At 64.5% G+C, this 21,404-nt stretch carries 22 protein-coding genes and 1 pseudogene; 7 read left to right on the top strand and 16 right to left on the bottom strand.

Annotation, left to right across the window (positions count from 1 at the left end):
* Window positions 1-227 precede the first annotated feature (227 nt).
* Window positions 228-830: a peroxiredoxin gene (locus LOY33_RS19730; protein ID WP_043861975.1), complete on the top strand. Its 603-nt coding sequence runs from the start codon at window positions 228-230 to the stop codon at window positions 828-830.
* 110 nt (window positions 831-940) lie between these two features.
* Here LOY33_RS19730 and rnt read toward each other — a convergent pair whose 3' ends face one another.
* The gene (rnt, locus tag LOY33_RS19725) at window positions 941-1,552 is read right to left on the bottom strand and encodes a ribonuclease T (RefSeq protein ID WP_173925077.1); all 612 of its coding nucleotides are present in this window, start codon (window positions 1,550-1,552) and stop codon (window positions 941-943) included.
* Between the two features lie 53 nt (window positions 1,553-1,605).
* Window positions 1,606-2,652, bottom strand: coding sequence for a dihydroorotase (gene pyrC, locus LOY33_RS19720; RefSeq protein ID WP_043861973.1), 1,047 nt, complete (start codon window positions 2,650-2,652; stop codon window positions 1,606-1,608).
* A gap of 131 nt (window positions 2,653-2,783) precedes the next feature.
* Between pyrC and LOY33_RS19715 the strand changes: the two genes are divergently transcribed.
* Together LOY33_RS19715 and LOY33_RS19710 are read left to right on the top strand one after the other, a co-directional pair.
* The gene (locus LOY33_RS19715; protein WP_043861972.1) at window positions 2,784-3,752 is read left to right on the top strand and encodes an OmpA family protein; all 969 of its coding nucleotides are present in this window, start codon (window positions 2,784-2,786) and stop codon (window positions 3,750-3,752) included.
* 134 nt (window positions 3,753-3,886) lie between these two features.
* Window positions 3,887-5,104, top strand: coding sequence for an argininosuccinate synthase (locus LOY33_RS19710; protein WP_043861971.1), 1,218 nt, complete (start codon window positions 3,887-3,889; stop codon window positions 5,102-5,104).
* 54 nt (window positions 5,105-5,158) lie between these two features.
* Here LOY33_RS19710 and LOY33_RS19705 read toward each other — a convergent pair whose 3' ends face one another.
* Entirely contained in the window at window positions 5,159-5,683 is a 525-nt protein-coding gene (locus LOY33_RS19705) for a hypothetical protein (protein ID WP_238596438.1), read from the bottom strand.
* Between the two features lie 467 nt (window positions 5,684-6,150).
* On the opposite strand from LOY33_RS19705, the gene LOY33_RS19700 reads away from it, so the two are divergent.
* Entirely contained in the window at window positions 6,151-6,777 is a 627-nt protein-coding gene (locus LOY33_RS19700; RefSeq protein WP_043861969.1) for a response regulator transcription factor, read from the top strand.
* 75 nt (window positions 6,778-6,852) lie between these two features.
* Here LOY33_RS19700 and LOY33_RS19695 read toward each other — a convergent pair whose 3' ends face one another.
* From LOY33_RS19695 to metG, 8 genes and pseudogenes are all read right to left on the bottom strand, one after another.
* Window positions 6,853-7,032: a PA3496 family putative envelope integrity protein gene (locus LOY33_RS19695; RefSeq protein WP_043861968.1), complete on the bottom strand. Its 180-nt coding sequence runs from the start codon at window positions 7,030-7,032 to the stop codon at window positions 6,853-6,855.
* A 104-nt stretch (window positions 7,033-7,136) separates the two neighbouring features.
* The gene (gene nth / locus LOY33_RS19690) at window positions 7,137-7,775 is read right to left on the bottom strand and encodes an endonuclease III (protein WP_043861967.1); all 639 of its coding nucleotides are present in this window, start codon (window positions 7,773-7,775) and stop codon (window positions 7,137-7,139) included.
* A 4-nt stretch (window positions 7,776-7,779) separates the two neighbouring features.
* Window positions 7,780-8,301 carry an Rnf-Nqr domain containing protein gene (locus LOY33_RS19685; RefSeq protein ID WP_258659817.1) on the bottom strand — a complete coding sequence of 174 codons (522 nt, stop codon included), beginning with the start codon at window positions 8,299-8,301 and terminating at the stop codon, window positions 7,780-7,782.
* A complete protein-coding gene (locus LOY33_RS19680; protein ID WP_258659814.1) occupies window positions 8,294-8,908 on the bottom strand; it encodes an RnfABCDGE type electron transport complex subunit G in 615 nt (204 codons plus the stop codon). The genes LOY33_RS19685 and LOY33_RS19680 overlap by 8 nt, the downstream gene beginning before the upstream one ends.
* The gene (locus tag LOY33_RS19675) at window positions 8,905-9,888 is read right to left on the bottom strand and encodes an RnfABCDGE type electron transport complex subunit D (RefSeq protein WP_236176558.1); all 984 of its coding nucleotides are present in this window, start codon (window positions 9,886-9,888) and stop codon (window positions 8,905-8,907) included. The genes LOY33_RS19680 and LOY33_RS19675 overlap by 4 nt, the downstream gene beginning before the upstream one ends.
* Window positions 9,889-9,904: 16 nt before the next feature.
* A pseudogene (locus tag LOY33_RS19670) lies at window positions 9,905-10,720 on the bottom strand (RnfABCDGE type electron transport complex subunit B); the annotation flags it as partial.
* Window positions 10,717-11,292 (bottom strand): Rnf-Nqr domain containing protein, encoded by a 576-nt coding sequence (locus tag LOY33_RS19665; protein WP_043861962.1) that lies wholly within the window; start codon window positions 11,290-11,292, stop codon window positions 10,717-10,719. The pseudogene LOY33_RS19670 and the gene LOY33_RS19665, both read right to left, overlap by 4 nt.
* A gap of 91 nt (window positions 11,293-11,383) precedes the next feature.
* The gene (metG, locus tag LOY33_RS19660) at window positions 11,384-13,423 is read right to left on the bottom strand and encodes a methionine--tRNA ligase (protein WP_043861961.1); all 2,040 of its coding nucleotides are present in this window, start codon (window positions 13,421-13,423) and stop codon (window positions 11,384-11,386) included.
* A gap of 151 nt (window positions 13,424-13,574) precedes the next feature.
* Between metG and apbC the strand changes: the two genes are divergently transcribed.
* Entirely contained in the window at window positions 13,575-14,669 is a 1,095-nt protein-coding gene (apbC, locus tag LOY33_RS19655; RefSeq protein ID WP_058540969.1) for an iron-sulfur cluster carrier protein ApbC, read from the top strand.
* Window positions 14,670-14,849: 180 nt separating this feature from the next.
* On the opposite strand, the gene LOY33_RS19650 is transcribed toward apbC, so the two are convergent.
* Window positions 14,850-15,059: a cold-shock protein gene (locus LOY33_RS19650; RefSeq protein WP_008365925.1), complete on the bottom strand. Its 210-nt coding sequence runs from the start codon at window positions 15,057-15,059 to the stop codon at window positions 14,850-14,852.
* Window positions 15,060-15,409: 350 nt separating this feature from the next.
* On the opposite strand from LOY33_RS19650, the gene dcd reads away from it, so the two are divergent.
* Complete coding sequence (gene dcd / locus LOY33_RS19645; protein WP_028943496.1) at window positions 15,410-15,976, top strand: dCTP deaminase; 567 nt, start codon at window positions 15,410-15,412, stop codon at window positions 15,974-15,976.
* 100 nt (window positions 15,977-16,076) lie between these two features.
* Window positions 16,077-16,304: a hypothetical protein gene (locus LOY33_RS19640; protein ID WP_043861959.1), complete on the top strand. Its 228-nt coding sequence runs from the start codon at window positions 16,077-16,079 to the stop codon at window positions 16,302-16,304.
* A 2-nt stretch (window positions 16,305-16,306) separates the two neighbouring features.
* Here LOY33_RS19640 and pdeM read toward each other — a convergent pair whose 3' ends face one another.
* The 4 genes from pdeM to LOY33_RS19620 all read right to left on the bottom strand — a co-directional run bounded on the left by pdeM (window position 16,307) and on the right by LOY33_RS19620 (window position 21,400).
* Window positions 16,307-16,966, bottom strand: a complete 660-nt coding sequence (pdeM, locus tag LOY33_RS19635; protein ID WP_258659807.1) for a ligase-associated DNA damage response endonuclease PdeM — start codon at window positions 16,964-16,966, stop codon at window positions 16,307-16,309.
* Window positions 16,967-19,426, bottom strand: coding sequence for a ligase-associated DNA damage response DEXH box helicase (locus tag LOY33_RS19630; protein ID WP_258659797.1), 2,460 nt, complete (start codon window positions 19,424-19,426; stop codon window positions 16,967-16,969).
* 83 nt (window positions 19,427-19,509) lie between these two features.
* Entirely contained in the window at window positions 19,510-20,274 is a 765-nt protein-coding gene (locus LOY33_RS19625) for an ABC transporter ATP-binding protein (protein ID WP_258659795.1), read from the bottom strand.
* A gap of 10 nt (window positions 20,275-20,284) precedes the next feature.
* Window positions 20,285-21,400 (bottom strand): succinylglutamate desuccinylase/aspartoacylase family protein, encoded by a 1,116-nt coding sequence (locus tag LOY33_RS19620; RefSeq protein ID WP_258659793.1) that lies wholly within the window; start codon window positions 21,398-21,400, stop codon window positions 20,285-20,287.
* Window positions 21,401-21,404: the final 4 nt, after the last annotated feature.

The raw sequence follows: 21,404 nt of genomic DNA, 5'->3' as shown, positions 1-21,404 counted from the left end.
CATCGCTGGTAAAGGCTTGATGTCGGGGAGCTTAATGCTAATGAGAATGCTTGTCAAAGTACCTTGTGCAGAGGCCCGTTCCAGAGCGACCGGCGGTCAGTCTGGCAGTGGGCTGGCATTCGCTCGGCGCACGGCGTCGGTCGGTGTATGATGGGCAGTTCTTGTGTCATGCCAGCGGACCTGCGGGTCGGCTGCGCAAACCATTCAATACCATCAGGAGATATCGAATGAGCGTGCTCGTAGGCAAAAACGCCCCGGACTTCACCGTACCTGCAGTACTGGGCAACGGCGAGATCGTCGACAGCTTCAACCTGGCTTCGGCTATCAAGGGCAAGTACGGCCTGGTGTTCTTCTACCCACTGGACTTCACCTTCGTCTGCCCGTCCGAGCTGATCGCCCTGGATCACCGCATGGACGACTTCAAGGCGCGCAACGTTGAAGTGATCGCCGTTTCGATCGACTCGCACTTCACCCACAACGCCTGGCGCAACACCCCGATCAACGCCGGCGGTATCGGCCCGGTCAAATACATCATGGCTGCCGACCTCAAGCACGAAATCGCCCAGGCCTACGACGTCGAGTCCGAAGGCGGCGTGGCCTTCCGTGGCGCGTTCCTGATCGACGACAAGGGTGTTGTCCGTTCGCAGATCGTCAACGACCTGCCGCTGGGCCGCAACATGGAAGAGCTGATCCGTCTGGTCGACGCGCTGCAATTCCACGAAGAGCACGGCGAAGTCTGCCCTGCCAACTGGAAAAAAGGCGACAAGGGCATGACCGCTTCGCCAGAAGGCGTTGCTGCCTACCTGAGCGAGAATGCTGGCAAGCTGTAAGCGCCACGCATGAAAAAACCGGCCCTGGTGGCCGGTTTTTTTATGCCTGTTCGCCAGCAAGGCTGGCTCCTGCGTCGCGTAGCGTCTGCAGGCGCCGGCCGGCGAAGCGGTCAGTCGCGAAAGTCCTGCCAGCCGCCCATTTCCTTCCAGCGATTGACGATGCCGCAGAACAGCTCGGCCGTCTTCTCGGTGTCGTAGCGCGCCGAGTGTGCCTCCCGCCCGTCAAAGTCGATGTCGGCACTCTGGCAGGCCCGCGCCAGCACGGTCTGACCATAGGCCAGGCCAGCCAGGGTGGCGGTGTCGAAGCTGGAGAACGGGTGGAAGGGGTTGCGCTTCATGTCGTGGCGCGCCACGGCCGCGTTGAGGAAGCCCAGGTCGAAACTGCTGTTGTGCCCCACCAGGATCGCGCGCTTGCAGCCATTGGCCTTGAGGGCCTTGCGCACGCCGCGGAAGATGTCGGTCAGCGCCGACTCTTCGCTGACCGCCATGCGCAGCGGGTGATCGAGCTTGATGCCGGTGAAGTCCAGAGCCGCCTGTTCGATATTGGCGCCCTCGAAGGGTTCGACGCGGAAGAAATAGGTGTGCTCCGGGAACAGGAAGCCCTTTTCGTCCATGCCGATGGTGACTGCGGCTATTTCCAGCAGTGCATCGGTAGCGCAGTTGAAACCACCGGTTTCAACATCCACCACCACCGGCAGGTAGCCGCGAAAGCGCTCTGCCATCGGATGGCGCGAACCGCCGCCTTGACCTTCCTGGTCGTCTTCGTAATCGTCGCTCACACAGTCTCCTCCAGCAGGCGCCAGCGCAGTTGCTCACCGGCGCGCAGCGGGATGACAGTCTGCTCGCCGAACGGCAGGCTGCCTGGGGCGGTCCAGCTTTCGCGGACCAGGGTAATGTGGTCGGTGTTCGCCGGCAGGCCGTAGAACGCCGGGCCATGCAGGCTGGCGAAACCTTCCAGCTTGTCCAGAGCGTTGCGCTGTTCGAACGCCTCGGCGTACAACTCGATGGCGGCGAACGCGGTGTAGCAGCCGGCACAGCCGCAGGCGGCTTCCTTGGCATGCTGGGCGTGGGGCGCCGAATCGGTGCCGAGGAAGAACTTGCTGCTACCGCTGGTGGCTGCGTCGAGCAGAGCCACCTGGTGGGTGTTGCGCTTGAGGATCGGCAGGCAGTAGAAGTGCGGGCGAATACCGCCCACCAGCATGTGGTTGCGGTTGTACAGCAGGTGCTGGGCGGTGATGGTCGCGCCGACGTTGGCCGGGGCCTCGTTGACGAACTGCACGGCTTCGGCAGTGGTGATGTGCTCGAACACCACTTTGAGCGTGGGGAAGCGCTCGACCACACGGCGCAGATGCTCGTCGATGAACAGCTTCTCGCGATCGAACACGTCGATCTCGGGGCGGGTCACTTCGCCGTGCACCAGAAGTGGCATGCCCACCTCGGCCATGGCTTCGAGCACCGGGAAAATCTTGTCGACGCTGGTCACGCCGGAGTCCGAGTTGGTGGTCGCGCCGGCCGGGTACATCTTGGCGGCATGCACGAATCCGCTGGCCTTGGCCGCGCGAATGTCCTCGGGCTGGGTGCGGTCGGTGAGGTACAGCACCATCAGCGGTTCGAAGCGGCTGCCGGCAGGGCGGGCGGCCAGGATGCGCTGGCGATAGGCGTCGGCTTCGGCAGTGTTGCGTACCGGCGGTACCAGGTTGGGCATGATGATGGCGCGGGCAAAGGTGCGCGCCACGTCGCCGACGGTATGGGGCAATACAGCGCCATCGCGAAGATGGATGTGCCAGTCGTCGGGACGCAGGAGGGTCAGGCGGTCGGACATTGGGGATTCCAGGCGGTTCGAACTCCCGGTGAATGCTACCGGAAAAGCCCGATCCGAGCACTCGCTATCAAGTTTTGCGCAGGGCGTCCGATAGCTTGCAGGTATGCCGTAAGAAATTTGTGGAGCCGCCCGTGCGCCAGCGTTACCTAGCCCTGCTCAGTATGTTTGCCAGCCTGCCGGCCGTGGCACTCACCTTCCAGACTCGCGTGGAGAACGTCGAGTGGAAGGTCGAGGGCGATCAGTTCGAATGCCGGCTGATCCAGCCGATCGCCGATTTCGGCAGCGGCGAGTTCGTGCGCCGCGCGGGCGAGCAGGCCACCTTCCAGCTGCGCTCCACCAGCAATGTGCTGGGCGCCGGCTCCGCGACCCTGCTGGCCGCCGCCGCACCGTGGCAGCCCGGGCGTGGCGACATCAACCTGGGCGCGGTGCGCATGGCGCGCAGCGGCGTGCTGTTCAACAGCTCCCAGGGCCAGGCCAGCCGGCTCATCAATGGCCTGCTGGACGGGCGCAGCACCGTGGTGCGCAACTACACCGGCGAAGCCGGGCGCAGCATGGAAGTGCGCGTGCTGCCGGTGAAGTTCAACCGTGCCTACGGTGACTACCAGGCCTGTGCGGCCAAGCTGCTGCCGATGAACTATGACCAGGTGCGCCAGGCACGCGTGGGCTTTCCGGGCGGAGGTATCGATCTGGATGCCGATGCACGTGCCCGCCTGGACGTGATCATCGACTTCCTCAAGGCCGACCCCACGGTCAACCACATCGAGCTCGATGGCCACTCCGACAACAGCGGCAACCGCCTGACCAACCGTGACCTCTCGCGTCGCCGCGCCCTGGCGGTGCAGGACTACCTCAAGGCCCATGGCATCCCCGAAGAGCAGATCACCGTGCGCTTTCATGGCGAGCGCTATCCGCTGGCGGCCAATACCAATGCCGCCAATCGGGCACGCAACCGCCGGGTGAACATCCAGCTCGACCGCGTCACCCCGGTCGAGAAGCCCGCAGAGGTTGCCCCGCACAAGCCTGCCGAACCGGCAGCGACCCCGCCTGCGCCGGCACCCACGCAGACGCCGGCCGCCCAGGCAGGCAAACCCGCCGCCTGATTCGACGGTGCGACCGCCGGTCGCGCCGACGACAATTTCTGTCGCTTTGTCGTCACAAGCTGTCGCCCCACTGTAAATTCTGCGGTAAGGCCGGTAGAATCACCGGCTTTCCGTACAACCCGTGGAGTGATGGCATGGCGGACGTAAAAAAGGTCGTACTGGCGTATTCCGGCGGCCTTGATACTTCGGTGATTCTCAAGTGGCTGCAAGATACCTACAACTGTGAAGTGGTGACGTTCACCGCCGATCTGGGGCAGGGCGAGGAGGTCGAACCGGCCCGCGCCAAGGCTCAGGCCATGGGTGTCAAAGAGATCTACATCGATGACCTGCGAGAAGAATTCGTCCGCGATTTCGTGTTCCCGATGTTCCGCGCCAACACCGTCTACGAAGGCGAGTACCTGCTGGGTACTTCCATCGCACGTCCGCTGATCGCCAAGCGCCTGATCGAGATCGCCAACGAAACCGGCGCCGACGCCATTTCCCATGGCGCCACCGGCAAGGGCAACGACCAGGTGCGTTTCGAGCTGGGTGCCTACGCGCTCAAGCCAGGCGTCAAGGTCATCGCCCCATGGCGCGAGTGGGACCTGCTCTCGCGCGAGAAGCTGATGGACTACGCCGAGAAGCACGGTATCCCGATCGAGCGTCACGGCAAGAAGAAGTCGCCGTACTCGATGGACGCCAACCTGCTGCACATCTCCTACGAGGGCGGCGTGCTGGAGGATACCTGGACCGAGCACGAAGAAGACATGTGGCGCTGGACCAAGTCGCCAGAAAACGCCCCTGACGTTCCGACCTACCTGGAACTGACCTACCGCAACGGCGACGTCGTGGCGCTGGACGGCGTCGAGATGACTCCGGCCACCGTCCTGGCCACCCTGAACCGCATCGGCGGCGAGAACGGCATCGGTCGCCTGGACATCGTCGAGAACCGCTATGTGGGCATGAAGTCCCGTGGCTGCTACGAAACCCCGGGCGGCACCATCATGCTGCGCGCGCACCGTGCGATCGAGTCCATCACCCTGGACCGCGAAGTGGCTCACCTCAAGGATGAGCTGATGGCCAAGTACGCCAGCCTGATCTACACCGGCTACTGGTGGAGCCCTGAGCGTCTGATGCTGCAACAGATGATCGATGCTTCGCAGTTGAACGTGAACGGTGTGGTTCGCCTGAAGCTGTACAAGGGCAACGTCATCGTCACCGGTCGCAAGTCTGACGATTCGCTGTTCGATGCCAACATCGCCACCTTCGAAGAAGACGGCGGCGCCTACAACCAGGCCGACGCGGCGGGCTTCATCAAGCTCAACGCACTGCGCCTGCGCATTGCCGCGAACAAGGGCCGCTCACTGGTGTGAGGGGCGCTTGAACGAAAGGAACCCGGCCTGAGGCCGGGTTTTTTTATGCCTTCATTACGGTAGCTCGGCGCCCAGGGCATGGGTGGTCAGTGTGGTCTGCGTGCCGGTTTCAAGGTTGTGGATGACCAGCGTGCCCAGCCTGGGCTGTTGCGTGATGGCCTGAGTGACAAGGTATTCGATCAGCGATGTGCTGTGTGCACCGGAAATGACGATGGTCGAGATAGCGGGTGCCATGGCGTCGCAACCCAGGGGTGGGGCTTGTGTGGTCAATTGTGCAAAGGCAGAACGGGCAGGCGGCAGGTGACTTTCACGTTGTTCTGAAGTTGGCCAGTCTTTGGGTTCATCCGGAACTTCAGGCGTGTCCTCGTTGTACTCCGGGCAATACAGCGTCTTGCTGTTGAAGTTGAGCGTCAGGAAAAACAGGATTGTCAGAAAGGGTGGAAAGCCCACCAGAAACCACGTGTAGATACCCTGGCTGTCTTCGCCAAGAAAGGGCAGTGAGGCCAACGCAGAGGCTTCGATGATACCCGCGAAAATAGCAATGATCGTCAGTGGGCTTTTCGGTTCGACGTTGCTCATGTACGTGCCTGCTGCTCGGCGTGAGCGCTGTTTCGTGGGCGCAAGGGTCAGGGTTCGCATTGTTTTTGGAACCACTATGCGGCCTGGGTACTTCGGTGTTCAGGGGGTTATGGATCGTCCTCAGGAAATACTTCGGTGCAACTTCGACGCGATAAAACGCCGTGACAGGATTGATACCCGGGTTAGTCAAATATCACGGATATTTCCTGCGTGCGGGCGAGCGTTGTCATATGGAACGTGGCGAGAGTGCGGTGTTAGTGTTTGTTCGCACTGCATGCACGCCTCGAACGACCCAATGATTGTTTCTGCTTAACGCCTGCTATCAGGAAGTTTTGTAGGAATAATCTTCTATTTAGGTAGGTCTGGTCTTGTCGTGCAACTGTCAAGGAAGCTGCAATGCACTATGCCGGTTGACTAGGCTATTGTGCGGGCTCAAAAAATCGAACAGCGAAAATTGGATTTTGCCCATGAATAAAGTGCTGATCGTGGATGATCATCCGGTCATTCGCCTGGCTGTACGCATGCTGATGGAGCGGCATGGCTATGAAGTTGTCGCAGAGACCGACAACGGAGTGGACGCGCTGCAGCTGGTCAAGAAACACCTGCCCGATATCGTGATACTGGATATCGGCATGCCCAAGCTCGATGGGCTGGAGGTCATCGCAAGGTTGACCTCCAATGACGTGAACATAAAGGTACTGGTGCTGACCTCACAGGCACCTGGGCATTTTTCGATGCGGTGCATGCAGGCGGGCGCCGCGGGTTATGTCTGCAAGCAGCAGGACCTTACCGAGCTGCTCAGCGCCATCAAGGCGGTCCTCTCCGGTTACAGCTACTTCCCCAACCAGGCCCTGCACTCGGTGCGTTCGAACCTTGGCGGTTCCAGCGAAGCGGATATGGTCGAACGTCTGTCGGGGCGGGAGATGATGGTGCTGCAGCAACTGGCACGCGGCAAGACCAACAAGGAGATTGCCGACGGCATGTTTCTGAGCAACAAGACGGTGAGTACCTACAAGACGCGCCTGTTGCTCAAGCTCAATGCGCGCTCCCTGGTGGACCTTATCGAATTGGCCCAGCGTAACGGCCTGGTGTGAACCAGACCTTGCCAGGGCGACTGCCTGGCCCATGCATGCGCTAGAGACGGCCCGCCCGCGACCTGAAGTGGGCCGTCAAAGATCGAAGTCGTAATCGGCCAACTGCTTTTGCAGGCGGCGTTCTTCCAGCATGTTGTCGATGGTGCGACGCTTGCTGAGGTTGGTCTTCGCCGTTTCGGGCGGGCTTTCCGTTTCCTGTTCGTCTGCCGTGTCCGGCTCGACGTCGATATCCAGCTCTTCGTTATCGGTGCTCATAAGTCACTCCATGCCAAGAGGGCTATTGGCGCACCTTATAGCGATATTTTCAGAGCCGGTAAAAAAGATTTTTTCAATCGTGCGCAACCGATTCAACTATTTGTTCAATCGTCGGAGGTTTTTTGCGGGTACTCGCAAAGGTCCTCGATACGGCAGCTTCCACAGCGTGGCTTGCGCGCCTGGCATACATAGCGCCCATGCAGTATCAGCCAGTGGTGCGCGTCCAGCAGATAGTCCTTGGGCACAAACTTCATCAATGCCTTTTCCACCTCCAGCACCGTCTTGCCGGGGGCGATACGGGTGCGGTTGCTGACCCGGAAGATATGCGTGTCCACCGCCATGGTCGGCTGGCGAAATGCGGTGTTGAGCACCACGTTGGCCGTCTTTCTGCCCACCCCGGGCAACGCTTCGAGGGCTTCGCGGGTTTGCGGCACTTCGCCGCCGTGGCGCTCGATCAGCAGGCGACAGGTTTCGATGACGTTCTTGGCCTTGCTGTTGTACAGGCCGATGGTCTTGATGTAGCTGGACAACCCTTCAACGCCCAGGTCGTAGATGGCCTGGGGCGTGTTGGCCACCGGGTACAGGCGTGCAGTGGCCTTGTTGACCCCCACGTCGGTGGATTGCGCCGAGAGGATGACCGCGATCAGCAGTTCGAAGGGGGTGGTGTAGGCCAGCTCGGTCTTCGGGTCCGGATTGTCTTCGTGCAGCCTGCGAAAGATTTCCAGGCGTTTGGCAGCATTCATGGGCTCAGAGGCTTCCTTGACGGCTAGAGGGGGCCGGCTTGCGCCGCACCCGGTTGAAAATGGCCAGTAGCAGGCCCAGCAGGATCAGTGCGCCCGGGGTCAGTTGGGCCAGGCGCAGCCCGGCAGAGCCCAGCAGTTCGCGGCACAGGCCCAGCAGCAGGTGCACTGTACACAAGCCGATGACCACCAGCAGGCCTTGCGCGACGCCGCGATGGCGCTCGAAGCACTGTTCCAGCAGCACGCATTGCAGTGCGATCAGCCCCGGGTAGATGCCCAGTTGCGCGTGAACCCCCAGGGCCCAGGCGCGCAGGCTCAGCTCCAGGCAGGTCACCAGCATCGCCGCCAGCAGCACGCTGACCAGCGTGGTCTGCAGCCCTTGCAGCAGCGGGCGCAAGGGCGTCATGCACAACCGGTGCAGGCACAGGCTCAACAGGCTGAACAACGCCAGCGCTGCGGCCTGGGCCAGGGTCTGGCTGGCGCCCAGCATCGGGGCCAGGCTGAGGATGAGCAGGCTGCGGCTATTCATGTTCACCGGTACCCAGCAGATAGTGGGAGTGTTCGTCGAAGTAGCGCAGGGCATCGTGCACCGCCTGGATCACTGCGCGGGAGGTCACGCTGGCGCCGGCCAGCTGGTCGAACTGGCCGGCATCGCGCTTGAGGGCCCAGGCCGGATCGGGGGTGTCCGCCAGCGTGCGGCCCTCGAACCCGCGTAGCCAGGTGTTGCCCGGTTCACTCAGCTTGCCGCCAAGCCCTGGCGTTTCCTGGTGCTGCAGCACCCGGGTGGCCAGCAGGCGGCCGTGGCTGTCGATGGCGATCAGCAGGTCCAGTGGCCCCGCATAGCCCTGAACCCGGCTGTGCAGCACCACGGCGCTGGGCTGGCCGAGCAGGGTCGCGCGGTAGCCGGCCAGCAGGGTGCTATGGGCCAGGCTCGGTGCGGGCAGTACGAGGGGGCGTTGCAGCGGCTGGTTGTCGTAGCGCTCTGCCGGCAGCACGATCAGCAGGCTCCTGGCCTTGAGCTGCACTTCAGCCTGGCTGATACGCGCGGCGTTCAACTGCGCCCAGCCAATGGCGCAGCCGATGGCCAGGCACGCCACGGCCGCCACCAGCAGCACTGCACGCGCCCGGGGGGTCATGCCGGCTGCCCTTGGCGCCGCGCGGCCCAGCGTTCGAGCGCCGGCACGCACAGGTTCATCAGCAGCACGGCGAACGCGCTGCCGTCGGGGTAGCTACCCCAGGTACGGATTACATAGACCAGCACGCCCACCCCGGCGCCGAACAGCAGGCGTGCGCTGGCCGCCCTGGGGCCGCTGACCGGTTCGGTGACGATGAAGAACGCGACGAACAGGCTGGAGCCGGCCAGCAGGTGAAACAGCGGCGAGCCATTGGAGTCGGAGCCCGAGCCGTTCCAGCCCAGCAGGCTCATGATGAACAGGCTGCCCAGCATGGCCACCGGGGCATGCCAGCTGAACACCTTGCGCTGCAGCAACAACAGGCCACCGGCCAGGAAGGCCAGGGCGACCCACTCGCTGCCTGCGCCGGCGAATCGGCCGAAGGCCGGGTGCTGGCCGAACAGTTCTTCGATGGTCAGGCTCTGGTTGTGGCGCACCACATCCAGCACCGTCGCCTGGGCCCAGGCGTCGGGTCGGACGGCCAAGCCGAACACCGCTTCGAGGCTGGTGCCCAGGTCCAGCGGTTGCGGCCCGGGCCACTGGGTCATCTGGGCCGGAAAGCTGACCAGGGCCACGGCATAGCCGAGCATGGCCGGGTTGAACGGATTCTTGCCAAGCCCGCCGTACACATGCTTGCCCAGGGCCAGGGCGCTTGCGCTGGCAATCACCGGCACCCACCAGGCGAGGTAGGCGGGCAGGGCGATGGCCAGCAGCGTGGCGCTGACCAGGGCGCTGCCATCGCCCAGTGCAGCACGCACCGGGCGGCGCTGGGCGCGCAGCAGCACCGCTTCGGTCGCCAGCGCCGCGGTGGTGGTCAGCAGCAGGTTGAGCAGGGTGCCCCAACCGTGCAGCCAGGTCAGTGCCAGCAAGCCGGGCAGGCACGCCAGCAGCACCAGGCGCAGGCTGGCGCGCAGGCGTTCGCCCGGGTCAGGCGCGGGCAGCATCGCTTACCGCCAGCAGTGATTCCAGGTGAGCCTGGGCCTGTTGCTGCGCTTGCTGCAGGTCAGCCAGTTGCGCTTGCTGCGCCGGGCTTGGCGAGTCGCCAAAGGCTGTGCGCGCCTTGGTCAGCTGGGCGCGACTCATGGCCGCGGCAATTTTGGCCTTTTTCAGCGCCGCATCGGCGGCTGCAGCCTTTTGCGCCTGCACCCGCGCAATCGCGGCCTTGATCGGGTCGTCGGCCGGCACCGCAGCCGCCGCGTTCGGGGCGGGCCGCTGGCTGCGCGCGATGCGTTCGGCCTGCTTGCGCGCCTCTTCGCGTTGCAGGCGCTGGGCACGCTGCTCGAAGCGGTGGCGTGCATGGCTGCGCCGGGCGGCGCGGGCGAGCTGCTGTGGCCGGGTGTGCGCCAGGCCGCCGACGATCGGCACGATAGGGCTGTCGGCAGGCAGTGGCAGCAGGTCGATGCAGTCGACCGGGCAAGGCGCCACGCACAGGTCGCAGCCGGTGCATTCGGCGCTGATGACTGTGTGCATCAGCTTGGCGGCGCCGACGATGGCGTCCACCGGGCAGGCCTGGATGCATTTGGTGCAACCGATACATTCGGCCTCGCGAATGAAGGCGACCTGGGCGGGCGCACTGCCGCGGTCGGTATCCAGGGCAATCACCGGCACCTGCAGCAGTGCTGCCAGTGCGGCAATGGTCTCGCTGCCGCCGGGTGGGCACTTGTTGATCGCCTCGCCCGCCGCCAGCCCCTGGGCGTAAGGCTGGCAGCCGGCATGACCGCACTTGCCGCATTGGGTCTGGGGCAGCAGGGCGTCGATGCGTTGAATCAGGCTCATGAGGTGAACAGTCCGTTGAAACCGAGAAAGGCCAGGGCCATGATCCCTGCGCCGATCAGCTCGATGGGCAGGCCGCGCAAGGCCACGGGGGCCGCGTCGCTGCGTTGGCGCAGGTCGTCGAACAGGCACAGCGCCAGCCAGAAGCCCAGGCCGCCGCCCAGGCTCAGGGCCAGGGTGGCGAACGGGTCGAGCGTGGCATCGCTGGCTTGCAGGGCAAGGCCCAGGACGGCGGCATTGCCCAGCAGCAAGGGTTTGAGGCCGGTGAACGGCCAGTGTGGCAGTTGGCGTTGCAACCGGTTCAGCACCGGCGCTGCCAGCAGAACGCACAGCGGCAGGAACACGAACAGGCGCAGGTACTCCAGTTGCAGCGGGCGCAATCCGTAGCGGTAAAGCAACTGCCCGGGTACGACCGCCAGCACCATCAGCACCAGCGTCGCCAACCCCAGTGCATGCACCCGGCGACGTGACGCCGGCTCGACGGGCTGCAGCAGCGGGTCGAGCGCGAGGGCCTGGTGCAACACGAGGTTGTTGACCAGCGCAGCGCTGATAAGGGTAAGGAGCAATTCGGTCATGGGCGCGCCACAGGCAAGAGGCTGTGCGCCATTATCCGGCAATCACGGTGCAATTAGAACGCCCCGGCCGGTCAGGGTCGGGGCGTGGCACTTACTTGATGCGCTGACCCGGCTTGGCGCCGCTGTCAGGGCTGAGCAGGTAGATCTCCTCGCCGCCAGGGCCTGCGGCCATGACCATCCCCTCGCTCACGCCAAAGCGCATTTTGCGTGGCTTGAGGTTGGCGATCATCATGGTCAGACGACCTTCCAGCTTGCTCGGGTCCGGGTAGGCGGACTTGATGCCGGAGAACACGTTGCGCTGCTCGTCACCGATGTCCAGGGTCAGTCGCAGCAGCTTGTCGGCCCCTTCCACGGCTTCGGCCTTGAGAATCAGCGCTACCCGCAGGTCGACGGCGGCAAAGGTGTCGAAGTCGATCTCGGCCGACAGCGGGTCCTTGGTCAGTTCGCCGTTGCCGGTGACCACGCTGGTCTGGCTGGCGGCCAGGTCCTGCTTGGAAGCGTCGACCATGGCTTGCACCTTGACCGGGTCGATGCGGGTCATCAATGCCTTGAACGGGTTCAGCTGGTGGTTCTCGAGACGGCTCTGGTGGTCGTTCCAGGTCAGCGGCGCGACGTTCAGGAACGCCTCGGCATCGCTGGCCAGTTGCGGCAGCACCGGCTTGAGGAAGATCACCAGCTGGCGGAACAGGTTGATGCCCTGGGCGCACACGGCCTGCACTTCGTCCTGCTTGCCTTCCTGCTTGGCCAGCGACCACGGGGCCTTGTCGGCGATCCAGGCGTTGGCGCGGTCGGCCAGGCCCATGATTTCGCGCATCGCACGGGCGAAGTCGCGGCCTTCGTAGGCGTCGGCGATACCCGGTGCCGCAGCCAGGAAGGCCTCGGTCAGCTCCGGTGCGGCGTCGCCGGCCACCATCACGCCGCCGTTACCCTTGTGGATGAACCCTGCGCAGCGGCTGGCGATGTTGACCACCTTGCCGATCAGGTCCGAGTTGACCTTCTGCACGAAGTCTTCCAGGTTCAGGTCCAGGTCATCCACGCCACGGCCCAGCTTGGCCGCGTAGTAGTAGCGCAGGTATTCCGGCGACAGGTGGTCGAGGTAGGTGCGCGCCTTGATGAAGGTGCCACGGGACTTGGACATCTTCTGGCCGTTGACCGTCAGGTAGCCGTGCACGTTGATTGCGGTCGGCTTGCGGTAGCCGGCGCCTTCGAGCATGGCCGGCCAGAACAGCGCGTGGAAGTTGACGATGTCCTTGCCGATGAAGTGGTACAGCTCGGCGCTGGAGTCTTTTTTCCAGTAGGCGTCGAAGTCCAGTTCCGGCGTGCGGTCGCACAGGTTCTTGAAGCTGGCCATGTAGCCGATCGGCGCGTCCAGCCACACATAGAAGTACTTGCCCGGCTCGCCCGGGATCTCGAAGCCGAAGTACGGCGCATCACGGGAGATGTCCCATTCCTGCAGGCCGGAATCCAGCCATTCGGCCAACTTGTTGGCCACGGCGTCCTGCAGTGTGCCGCTGCGGGTCCACTGCTGCAGCATGGCCTGGAAGTCGGGCAGCTTGAAGAAGAAGTGCTGGGAGTCCCTGAGCACCGGGGTGGCGCCGGAGATCGCCGACTTGGGGTTCTTCAGTTCGGTCGGCGCGTAGGTGGCGCCGCATTTTTCGCAGTTGTCGCCATACTGGTCGTCGGCCGCGCATTTGGGGCAGGTGCCCTTGATGAAGCGGTCGGCCAGGAACATCTGCTTGTCGGGGTCGAAATACTGGGTGACCGAGCGCGTGGCGATATGCCCGGCGTCACGCAGTTTCAGGTAGATCTGGCTCGACAGCTCGCGGTTTTCGTCGGCGTGGGTCGAATGGTAGTTGTCGAACTCCACCAGAAAGTCGGCAAAGTCGCCGCAGTGCTCGGCCTGCACGTTCGCGATCAGTTGCTCGGGGGTAATGCCTTCTTTCTCGGCGCGCAGCATGATCGCCGAACCGTGCGCGTCGTCGGCGCACACGTAGGTGCACTGGTTGCCGCGGTACTTCTGGAAGCGCACCCACATGTCTGTCTGAACGTACTCGAGCATGTGGCCAAGGTGGATCGACCCGTTGGCATAGGGCAGGGCGCTGGTGACGAGAATCTGGCGTGGCTCGGACATGGGGGCTCGGCTACTTTCGGCTACAGGGTATGAACGGTGATCGGCCACTATAAAACGATGGGAAATATATTTCACCCCATGGACGTATCTGCCGTTGTTTCACGGGTTAGCATAGCGACCTGTTTCATTCAGTCTTTTATCGGGAGTCTCCATGAGCGCCGTCACTCGCGCAGCGGTTGAAACCGTCCTTCGCCAATACACCGACCCTTACCTGAACCAGGACCCGGTCAGCGCCGGGTGTGTGCGCAGCATCGATATCCAGGGCGACCGGGTCAGCGTGGCCCTGGAGCTGGGCTATGCCGCCGGCCTGTTCAAGAACGGTTGGGCCCAGGTGCTGCAGACCGCCGTCGAGGGGATCGAGGGCGTGGCCTCGGCACAGGTCGAGATCACCTGTGTGATCGCCGCGCACAAGGCCCAGGCGCAGATTCCGGGCCTGGCCAACGTCAAGAACATCGTGGCCGTGGCCTCGGGCAAGGGCGGTGTGGGCAAGTCCACCACTGCCGCCAACCTGGCCCTGGCCCTGGCCCGTGAAGGGGCGCGGGTGGGTATCCTGGATGCCGACATCTATGGCCCCAGCCAGGGCGTGATGTTCGGTATCGCCGAAGGGACCCGGCCGCAGATCCGCGACCAGAAGTGGTTCGTACCGTTGCGTGCGCATGGCGTGGAAGTCATGTCGATGGCGTTTCTCACCGACGACAACACGCCGATGGTATGGCGTGGCCCGATGGTCTCCGGTGCGTTGCTGCAACTGGTGACCCAGACCGCCTGGGACAACCTCGACTACCTGGTGATCGACATGCCGCCGGGCACCGGCGACATCCAGCTGACCCTGGCGCAGAAGGTGCCGGTGGCCGGTTCGGTGATCGTGACCACGCCGCAGGACCTTGCGCTGCTGGACGCGAAAAAGGGGGTGGAGATGTTCCGCAAGGTGAATATCCCGGTGCTGGGCGTGGTCGAGAACATGGCCGTGCATATCTGCTCGAACTGCGGGCATGCCGAGCACCTGTTCGGTGAAGGTGGTGGCGAGAAGCTGGCGGCGCAGTACGGTGTGGAGCTGCTGGCTTCGCTGCCCCTGTCGATGCTGATTCGCGAGCAGGCCGACAGCGGCAAGCCGACCGCGATTGCCGAGCCTGAAAGCCAGATTGCCATGGTGTACCAGGAACTGGCACGGCAGGTGGGGGCGCGTATCGTGCTGCAGGAAGCGGCGGCGCCGGCGATGCCCAATATCACCATCAGCGAAGACTGAGTCGACACCCTCGCCTGTGTAGGAGCCGGCGTTGTCGGCGAAGGGCCCACTGCATCACCAGGCAGGTACTGCGGTGTTGCCTTCGCCGGCAACGCCGGCTCCTACGGGCAGGCCCACCGGCAAGGCAAAAAAAAGCCCCGCCGGTGAGGGCAGGGCTTTTTTCAAGCAGTGAAGCGCAAGTTAGATAACTTGTACTTCTTCAGCTTGCATGCCTTTCTGGCCGCGGGTAGCGACGAAAGAGACCTGCTGGCCTTCTTTCAGGCTTTTGAAGCCGTCAGCTTGAATGGCTTTGAAGTGTACGAACAGGTCGTCACCGGATTGTGGGGTGATGAAGCCGAAGCCTTTTTCATCGTTGAACCACTTAACGGTACCGGTTTGGCGATTGGACATGGTCTGTCTCCTTGGACAAAGTTAATTACGGCTCAGGAAACGCCCTGGCCGAGACTGAGTGCAAAGAGGCAGAAAATTCATGAAGATGGGTTGATCGAGATCTTGCATCAGGTAGAGATTCTCAGTGACACGTGCAGCACAGTGGCGTCACCATAACCCTTTTTCCAGAACGTGCCAATGGTCTTGTTCAGCTTTCGTGCAATTCAAGACTGACGGCGCCGCGATACCCCGCGCAGGCCCCGTATGACGCGGATCTTGCCGCCAACACCGCACGGAACTTTGAACCCGGCGCCGGGCCCGGTAAGATGCCCCACAGAATTTCTTCACCACGCTATTTCAGGACACCCGCCATGAGCATCAAATCGGACAAGTGGATTCGCCGCATGGCGCAGGAACACGGCATGATCGAGCCCTTCGTCGAGCGTCAGGTACGCGGCGAAAGCGACAACCGGCTGATCTCCTTCGGCGTCTCCAGCTACGGCTACGACGTGCGCTGCGCCGACGAGTTCAAGGTGTTCACCAACATCAATTCGGCCACCGTCGATCCGAAAAACTTCGACGCCGGCAGCTTCGTCGACGTCAAGAGCGACGTGTGCATCATCCCGCCCAACTCTTTCGCCCTGGCGCGCACCGTCGAGTACTTCCGCATCCCGCGCAACGTGCTGACCATCTGCCTGGGCAAGAGCACTTATGCCCGTTGCGGCATCATCGTCAACGTCACCCCGCTCGAGCCGGAGTGGGAAGGCCACGTGACCCTGGAGTTCTCCAACACCACCACCCTGCCGGCCAAGATCTACGCCAACGAAGGCGTGGCGCAGATGCTGTTCCTGGAGTCCGACGAAGAGTGCGAAGTGTCCTATAAGGACCGCGGCGGCAAGTACCAGGGCCAGCGCGGTGTGACCCTGCCGCGCACCTGAGCCGACGAAGCGAGGGAATTACTCGCCGGCAAGGCACTCCAAGCAGATGAACCGTCCCGGCACGCCAGGAGGCGTGTCGGACTTCGCTCAGGAGCCGCCTATGAAACTCGACCCCTCAATCAGCGCCAAACTTGCCGTGCTGCAGCCCAATCAGATCGGGCTGGTGGCCTGGTCATTGCTTGCGCAGCCGCCACTGATGCAGGCCGGTGGCGTCCCCGGCCAGCCTGGCCCGGACACCCCGTCGCCGGCGCAGCCAGGCGATAACCCGCCGATGGAACCGGGTGAACCCACACTCCCTGATGAACCGCCACCGGCACCGGTTGCCTGAGCCTAGGGCTTGACCGGCCATACCTGCGCGTCTGCCGTCAGGTACACGCGCTCACCCGGCTGAGGCTGCACTGCCCAGCCGCCGGTGAAGTCCCCGAAGGCCGGCAGCAGGCCGAGCCGTTCGCCGATCACGAAGCAGGGCAGGCGCAGGCGTTGCCGCGCGCGCCCCCGCAGCACATACACCGGGTGTACGTGGCCGGCCAGCACCAGGTGCGTGGGATGGGGCTCGGGCTCGTGCTGCAAGGCGAACGGCCCCAGCAGCAGCGGGCCGTCCAGCACATCGATGCGCAGCCCCTCGGGCGGGTCGCCGGCATGCAGGTCGTGGTTGCCGCGTATCAGCGTGATCTTCAGCCGGGCGTGCCGTTCCCGCCATTGCCGCACGCGTTCCAGCGTGGCCGCGGCGCGACCGGTGCGTGCGTGCAGAAAGTCGCCCAGCACGATCAGCTCTTCGCATGGGTAGCTGGTCAGCAGCCGGTCCAGGCGTTGCAGGGTCGATTGCGTGGTGCCGCGGGGCACGGGCAGGTGCTGGGCGCGAAATGCCGCCGCCTTGCCGATATGCACATCGGCCACCAGCATCACCCTGCGCGCCGGCCAGTACAGCGCCTTGTCCCCCAGCAGCCAGAGCTGCTCGCCGTGTACGTCGATGTTCAGGCAGTGACTCATTCAGCGCTCCCGGCTCGCGGCCTTTTCCAGGTCGGCGACCATGCGGGCGATGCGGTCGGCGAGCTTTTCCGTGCTCAGGGTTTCGCGCATGCCTTCCACCAGCAGCGGAAAGGCCAGCGGGCCCGGGCGCGCAAGCGGCTGCAGATGCAGGCGCAAACCGCCCAGCCGGCTCAGTACCTGCGCCAGGCGGTCGATCTCAAGCTCTGCGTTCAGCACCTCGTCACGGGCCTGGCCCAGCAGCAGGTTGCCCGCGTCGTGCTGGCGGAACACCTCGAAGAACAGGCCGCTGGACGCCTGGATCTGCCGGGTGCTCTTGTGCGAGCCGGGATAACCGCCGAACACCAGCCCGGAGATCTGCGCAATTTCGCGAAAACGGCGCATGGCCATTTCGCCGGCATTCAGGCTGGCCAGCACGTCCTCGAGCAGTTCATCGGGGCTCAGCAGGTCCGGCAGCATGGCCGCCCACGGCACTTCGCCAGGGCACAGCAGTTCCAGGCCATAGTCGTTCACCGCAATCGAGAAACTCGCCGGCTGGCTGCGGCTGTAGCGCCACGCCAGCAGGCTGGCCAGCCCAAGGTGGGTGGTGCGCCCGGCAAATGGATAGAGAAACAGATGGCAGCCCTGACGCGAGGTCCAGGTCTCGGCCAGCAGCATGTCGTGGGTGGGGATCACCGACCAGCGCCGCTGCAGCTCCAGCAATGGCTTGACCGCCTGCATGGCCGGCCCGTGGTAGCGACCGTGCGCGGCGCTGTCGAGCTGCTCGACCACGGCCCTGGCCAGCTCGCTGGAAAGCGGCATGCGCCCGCCGTTCCAGCGTGGTACGGCAGGTTTGCGTGCGGTGCTGCGACGCACATAGGCGGTCATGTTGTCGATGCGCATCAACTCCAGCGTGCGCCCGGCGAACAGGAAGGCATCGCCCGGGCGCAGGCGGGCAACGAAGGCTTCCTCGACACTGCCCAGGTTGCGCCCGCCGCCTCCCTTGCTCCAGAACTTCAGCTGGATACTCGCATCGCTGACGATGGTGCCGATGCCCATGCGGTGGCGACGCGCCAGGCGCGCGTTGGCCACCCGCCATACCCCGTCCGGGGCTTCGATGACCCGGTGATAGTCAGGGTAGGCGCCCAGCGAGGCACCACCGTTGCGCACGAATTCCAGCGCCCATTGCCACTGTTCGTCGCGCAGGTGCCGATAAGCCCAGGTGCTGCGCACTTCCTCGAGCAGTTGCGCGGGGCGAAACCCGGCCCCCAGGGCCATGCTCACCAGGTGCTGCACCAGCACATCCATGCACAGCGCCGGAGAGCGCCTTGCCTCTATCTGGTGTGCTGCAACGGCCTCGCGGGCGGCGGCGGCCTCCACCAGCTCCAGGCTGTGGGTCGGTACCAGGGTCACCCGCGAAGGGCGGCCCGGCGCGTGCCCCGAGCGTCCGGCGCGCTGCATCAGACGCGCCACGCCCTTGGCCGAGCCGATCTGCAACACCCGTTCGACGGGCAGAAAATCCACCCCCAGGTCTAGGCTTGAGGTACATACCACTGCCTTGAGCTGGCCCTGTTTCAGGCTCTGCTCGACCCAGTTGCGGGTTTCGCGGGCCAGCGAGGCGTGATGCAGGGCAATGATGCCGGCCCAGTCGGGGCGCGCCTCCAGCAGCGCCTGATACCACAGCTCGGCCTGGGCGCGGGTGTTGGTGAACACCAGGCAACTGCTGCTGCGCGCCACCTCATCGCGCACCTGCGCGAGCATCTTGAGCCCCATGTGCCCGGCCCAGGGGAAGCGCTCGATGGCTTCTGGCAGCAGGGTATCGACCTCGATGCGCTTGTCCTGGCGGCCTTGCACCAGGCAACCGCCCTCGGGCAGCAGCACGTCGCGGGCATGCTCCAGGTTACCCAGGGTGGCCGAGATGCCCCATACGATCAGGCCCGGGTGCCAGCGGCGCAGGCGCGCCAGGGCCAGTTGCAGTTGTACACCGCGCTTGTTGCCGAGCAGCTCGTGCCATTCGTCCACCACCACCAGGCGCAGGCTGGCGAACTCGCTCTGCGCCGCATCGCGGGTCAGCAGCAGGGTCAGGCTTTCGGGGGTGGTGATCAGGGCACTGGGCAGGCGCCGGCTCTGGCGGGCACGCTCGGCGCTGGAGGTGTCGCCGCTGCGCACGCCCAGGCTCCAGTGAATCTGCAACGCGTCCAGTGGCGCCTGCAAGGCCCGCGCGGTATCGGCGGCCAGGGCGCGCATGGGGGTGATCCACAGCACTTGCAGCGGTGCCGGGTGCTTGGCGCGTGGCGTGTCCTGGGCATGGAGGTGTTGCAGCGCGGCCAGCCACAGGGCATAGGTTTTGCCGGCGCCGGTGCTGGCATGCAGCAACCCGGATTCGCCGCGGGCGACGGCGGCCCACACGCGCTTCTGAAAGGCGAAGGGCTTCCAGCCACGGGTGGCAAACCAGGGGCCAGCAAGGTCGGACGGTTTACGCATGCCGGGGCCGCTTGTGGGCAGTGGGTGTGTCTTCACAGACCATCAATGCCCGGCATTAGTTTTAGCGGGTGACAATCGTCGGGTTATTTGAGGTTGCCACTCAGGAACTGGCGCAGCCGCTCGCTCCTAGGGTTGCCCAGCACATCGGCCGGTGCGCCCTGTTCCTCCACCAGCCCCTGATGCAGGAACAGCACCTGGCTCGATACCTGCCGTGCAAAGCTCATTTCGTGGGTCACCATGATCATGGTGCGGCCTTCCTCGGCCAGCCCCTGGATCACCCGCAGCACTTCCCCCACCAGCTCCGGGTCCAGCGCCGAAGTCGGCTCGTCGAACAGCATCACCTCCGGCTCCATTGCCAGCGCCCGCGCGATCGCCACCCGCTGCTGCTGGCCACCGGACAGGAACGCCGGGTACTGGTCTGCCACCCGGGGCGCCAGGCCTACCTTGTCCAGGTAGGCACGTGCCCGTTCCTCGGCCTCGTGCCGGCTTACCCCCTGCACCCGGCGCGGCGCCATGCTGATGTTCTCCAGCACGCTCAGGTGGCTCCACAGGTTGAAATGCTGGAACACCATGGCCAGGCGCGTGCGGATACGCTGCAGCTCGTCGGCATCGGCCACGCGCAGGCCGTGGCGGTCGTGCACCATGCGCACCGGCTGGCCGTCCAGGGTCATGCTGCCCTCGTCGGGCTGTTCGAGAAAATTGATGCAGCGCAGAAAGGTGCTCTTGCCCGAGCCACTGGCGCCGATCAGGCTGATCACGTCGCCGGTGCTGGCCTGCAGTGAAACGCCCTTGAGCACATGGTGCTCGCCGTAGCGCTTGTGCAGGCCTTCGATGGTCAGTTTGTACATGCACGGCCCCTCATGGCGATAACAGATAGCCGCTGCGGTACGGCTGGTTGCCCGCCACATGCGCAATCACCATGCCAGCGGTGGCCATGCGTCGCAGCGAGCGGGCATACAGCAGCCCGGCCTGCTGGTTGTGTACCGGGGTCACGCGGTCGCTGAGCGGGTCGATCACCTCGGCGATCAGTTGCCCGGCCTGCACCGGCTGGCCCGGGGTGACATGAAACACCAGCAGGCCGCCCAGCGGCGTGGCCACCGGTTCGACCGCCGCCAGCGGCGTGGCCGGGTAGGGCAGGGGCGGCAAGGGGGCGGCCTCGCCTTCGATGGCACCCAAACGGGTCAGGTAGTTCAGGATCGCCTCGCAGTCGGTGCTGGCCAGCGGGTGGCTCACATCGCCCTGACCGCGCAGCTCCACCGTCACCGAAAAGCTGCCCTGGGGGATGGGGAACTGCTTGGCAAAGCGTTGCTGCAGCTGCCACCACACCAGGGTGAAACACTCATCGAACGACTGCCCGCCCGAATCGGTGGCCAGCAGGCTGGCCTGGGCCCCGAGATAGCGCGACAGCGCCTCGACCCGGGGCCAGGCTTCCGGGGTGGTGTACAGGTGCGCGACGGCCTCGAAGTCGCAGTGCAGGTCCAGCACCATGTCGGCATCGCAGGCCAGGCGTTGCAGTACCAGGCGCTGGGATTGCAGCGGGGTGGCGGCGGGCTGCGCGTCCAGCGCCCGGCGCATGCACTCGCGAATCAGCTCGACGTTGTGCCGCGGGTCCTGGGTCAGGTGCGCCTCGATCTGGTCACCGATGGTGTCGCTCAGGTCGACGAAGTGGCGGTTGAAGTTCTCGCCGCTCTGCAGCTCGAAACGCCCCAGCGGCACGTCCATCAGCACCTGTTCCAGGCCCACCGGGTTGGCGATGGGCACCAGCACGATCTCGTGGCGCAGGCGGCCCTGGCTCTGCAATTCGCCCAGGCGTTGCTTGAGGTGCCAGGCCACCAGCATGCCGGGCAGCTCGTCGGCATGCAGCGAAGCCTGGATATAGACCTTGCCGGCACCGCGCGGGCCGAAGTGGAAGCTGTGGATCTGGCGGCAAATCCCCGGCACCGGGGCCAGGATGTCGTGGGTCTTGTGGTGCATGAAC

The sequence above is a fragment of the Pseudomonas sp. B21-036 genome (assembly GCF_024748925.1).
Lineage (GTDB): Bacteria > Pseudomonadota > Gammaproteobacteria > Pseudomonadales > Pseudomonadaceae > Aquipseudomonas > Aquipseudomonas palmensis.
The sequence above is the reverse complement of the archived record's forward strand: the minus strand, read 5'-3'. Positions and strand labels throughout refer to the sequence as shown.

Excerpts from the sequence above, each read along its gene's own strand:
- rnt (WP_173925077.1), bottom strand. The coding sequence starts at position 1,552 with ATGGCAGAGCGCTTTCGCGGCTACCTGCCGGTGGTGGTGGATGTTGAA.
- metG (WP_043861961.1), bottom strand. The coding sequence starts at position 13,423 with ATGTCCGAGCCACGCCAGATTCTCGTCACCAGCGCCCTGCCCTATGCC.
- LOY33_RS19665 (WP_043861962.1), bottom strand. The coding sequence starts at position 11,292 with ATGACCGAATTGCTCCTTACCCTTATCAGCGCTGCGCTGGTCAACAAC.
- LOY33_RS19680 (WP_258659814.1), bottom strand. The coding sequence starts at position 8,908 with ATGACCCCCCGGGCGCGTGCAGTGCTGCTGGTGGCGGCCGTGGCGTGC.
- pdeM (WP_258659807.1), bottom strand. The coding sequence starts at position 16,966 with ATGAGTCACTGCCTGAACATCGACGTACACGGCGAGCAGCTCTGGCTG.
- LOY33_RS19675 (WP_236176558.1), bottom strand. The coding sequence starts at position 9,888 with ATGCTGCCCGCGCCTGACCCGGGCGAACGCCTGCGCGCCAGCCTGCGC.
- nth (WP_043861967.1), bottom strand. The coding sequence starts at position 7,775 with ATGAATGCTGCCAAACGCCTGGAAATCTTTCGCAGGCTGCACGAAGAC.
- LOY33_RS19625 (WP_258659795.1), bottom strand. The coding sequence starts at position 20,274 with ATGTACAAACTGACCATCGAAGGCCTGCACAAGCGCTACGGCGAGCAC.
- apbC (WP_058540969.1), top strand. The coding sequence starts at position 13,575 with ATGAGCGCCGTCACTCGCGCAGCGGTTGAAACCGTCCTTCGCCAATAC.
- LOY33_RS19700 (WP_043861969.1), top strand. The coding sequence starts at position 6,151 with ATGAATAAAGTGCTGATCGTGGATGATCATCCGGTCATTCGCCTGGCT.
- LOY33_RS19695 (WP_043861968.1), bottom strand. The coding sequence starts at position 7,032 with ATGAGCACCGATAACGAAGAGCTGGATATCGACGTCGAGCCGGACACG.
- LOY33_RS19730 (WP_043861975.1), top strand. The coding sequence starts at position 228 with ATGAGCGTGCTCGTAGGCAAAAACGCCCCGGACTTCACCGTACCTGCA.
- LOY33_RS19705 (WP_238596438.1), bottom strand. The coding sequence starts at position 5,683 with ATGAGCAACGTCGAACCGAAAAGCCCACTGACGATCATTGCTATTTTC.
- dcd (WP_028943496.1), top strand. The coding sequence starts at position 15,410 with ATGAGCATCAAATCGGACAAGTGGATTCGCCGCATGGCGCAGGAACAC.
- LOY33_RS19685 (WP_258659817.1), bottom strand. The coding sequence starts at position 8,301 with ATGAATAGCCGCAGCCTGCTCATCCTCAGCCTGGCCCCGATGCTGGGC.
- LOY33_RS19640 (WP_043861959.1), top strand. The coding sequence starts at position 16,077 with ATGAAACTCGACCCCTCAATCAGCGCCAAACTTGCCGTGCTGCAGCCC.
- LOY33_RS19630 (WP_258659797.1), bottom strand. The coding sequence starts at position 19,426 with ATGCGTAAACCGTCCGACCTTGCTGGCCCCTGGTTTGCCACCCGTGGC.
- LOY33_RS19620 (WP_258659793.1), bottom strand. The coding sequence starts at position 21,400 with ATGCACCACAAGACCCACGACATCCTGGCCCCGGTGCCGGGGATTTGC.
- LOY33_RS19650 (WP_008365925.1), bottom strand. The coding sequence starts at position 15,059 with ATGTCCAATCGCCAAACCGGTACCGTTAAGTGGTTCAACGATGAAAAA.
- pyrC (WP_043861973.1), bottom strand. The coding sequence starts at position 2,652 with ATGTCCGACCGCCTGACCCTCCTGCGTCCCGACGACTGGCACATCCAT.
- LOY33_RS19710 (WP_043861971.1), top strand. The coding sequence starts at position 3,887 with ATGGCGGACGTAAAAAAGGTCGTACTGGCGTATTCCGGCGGCCTTGAT.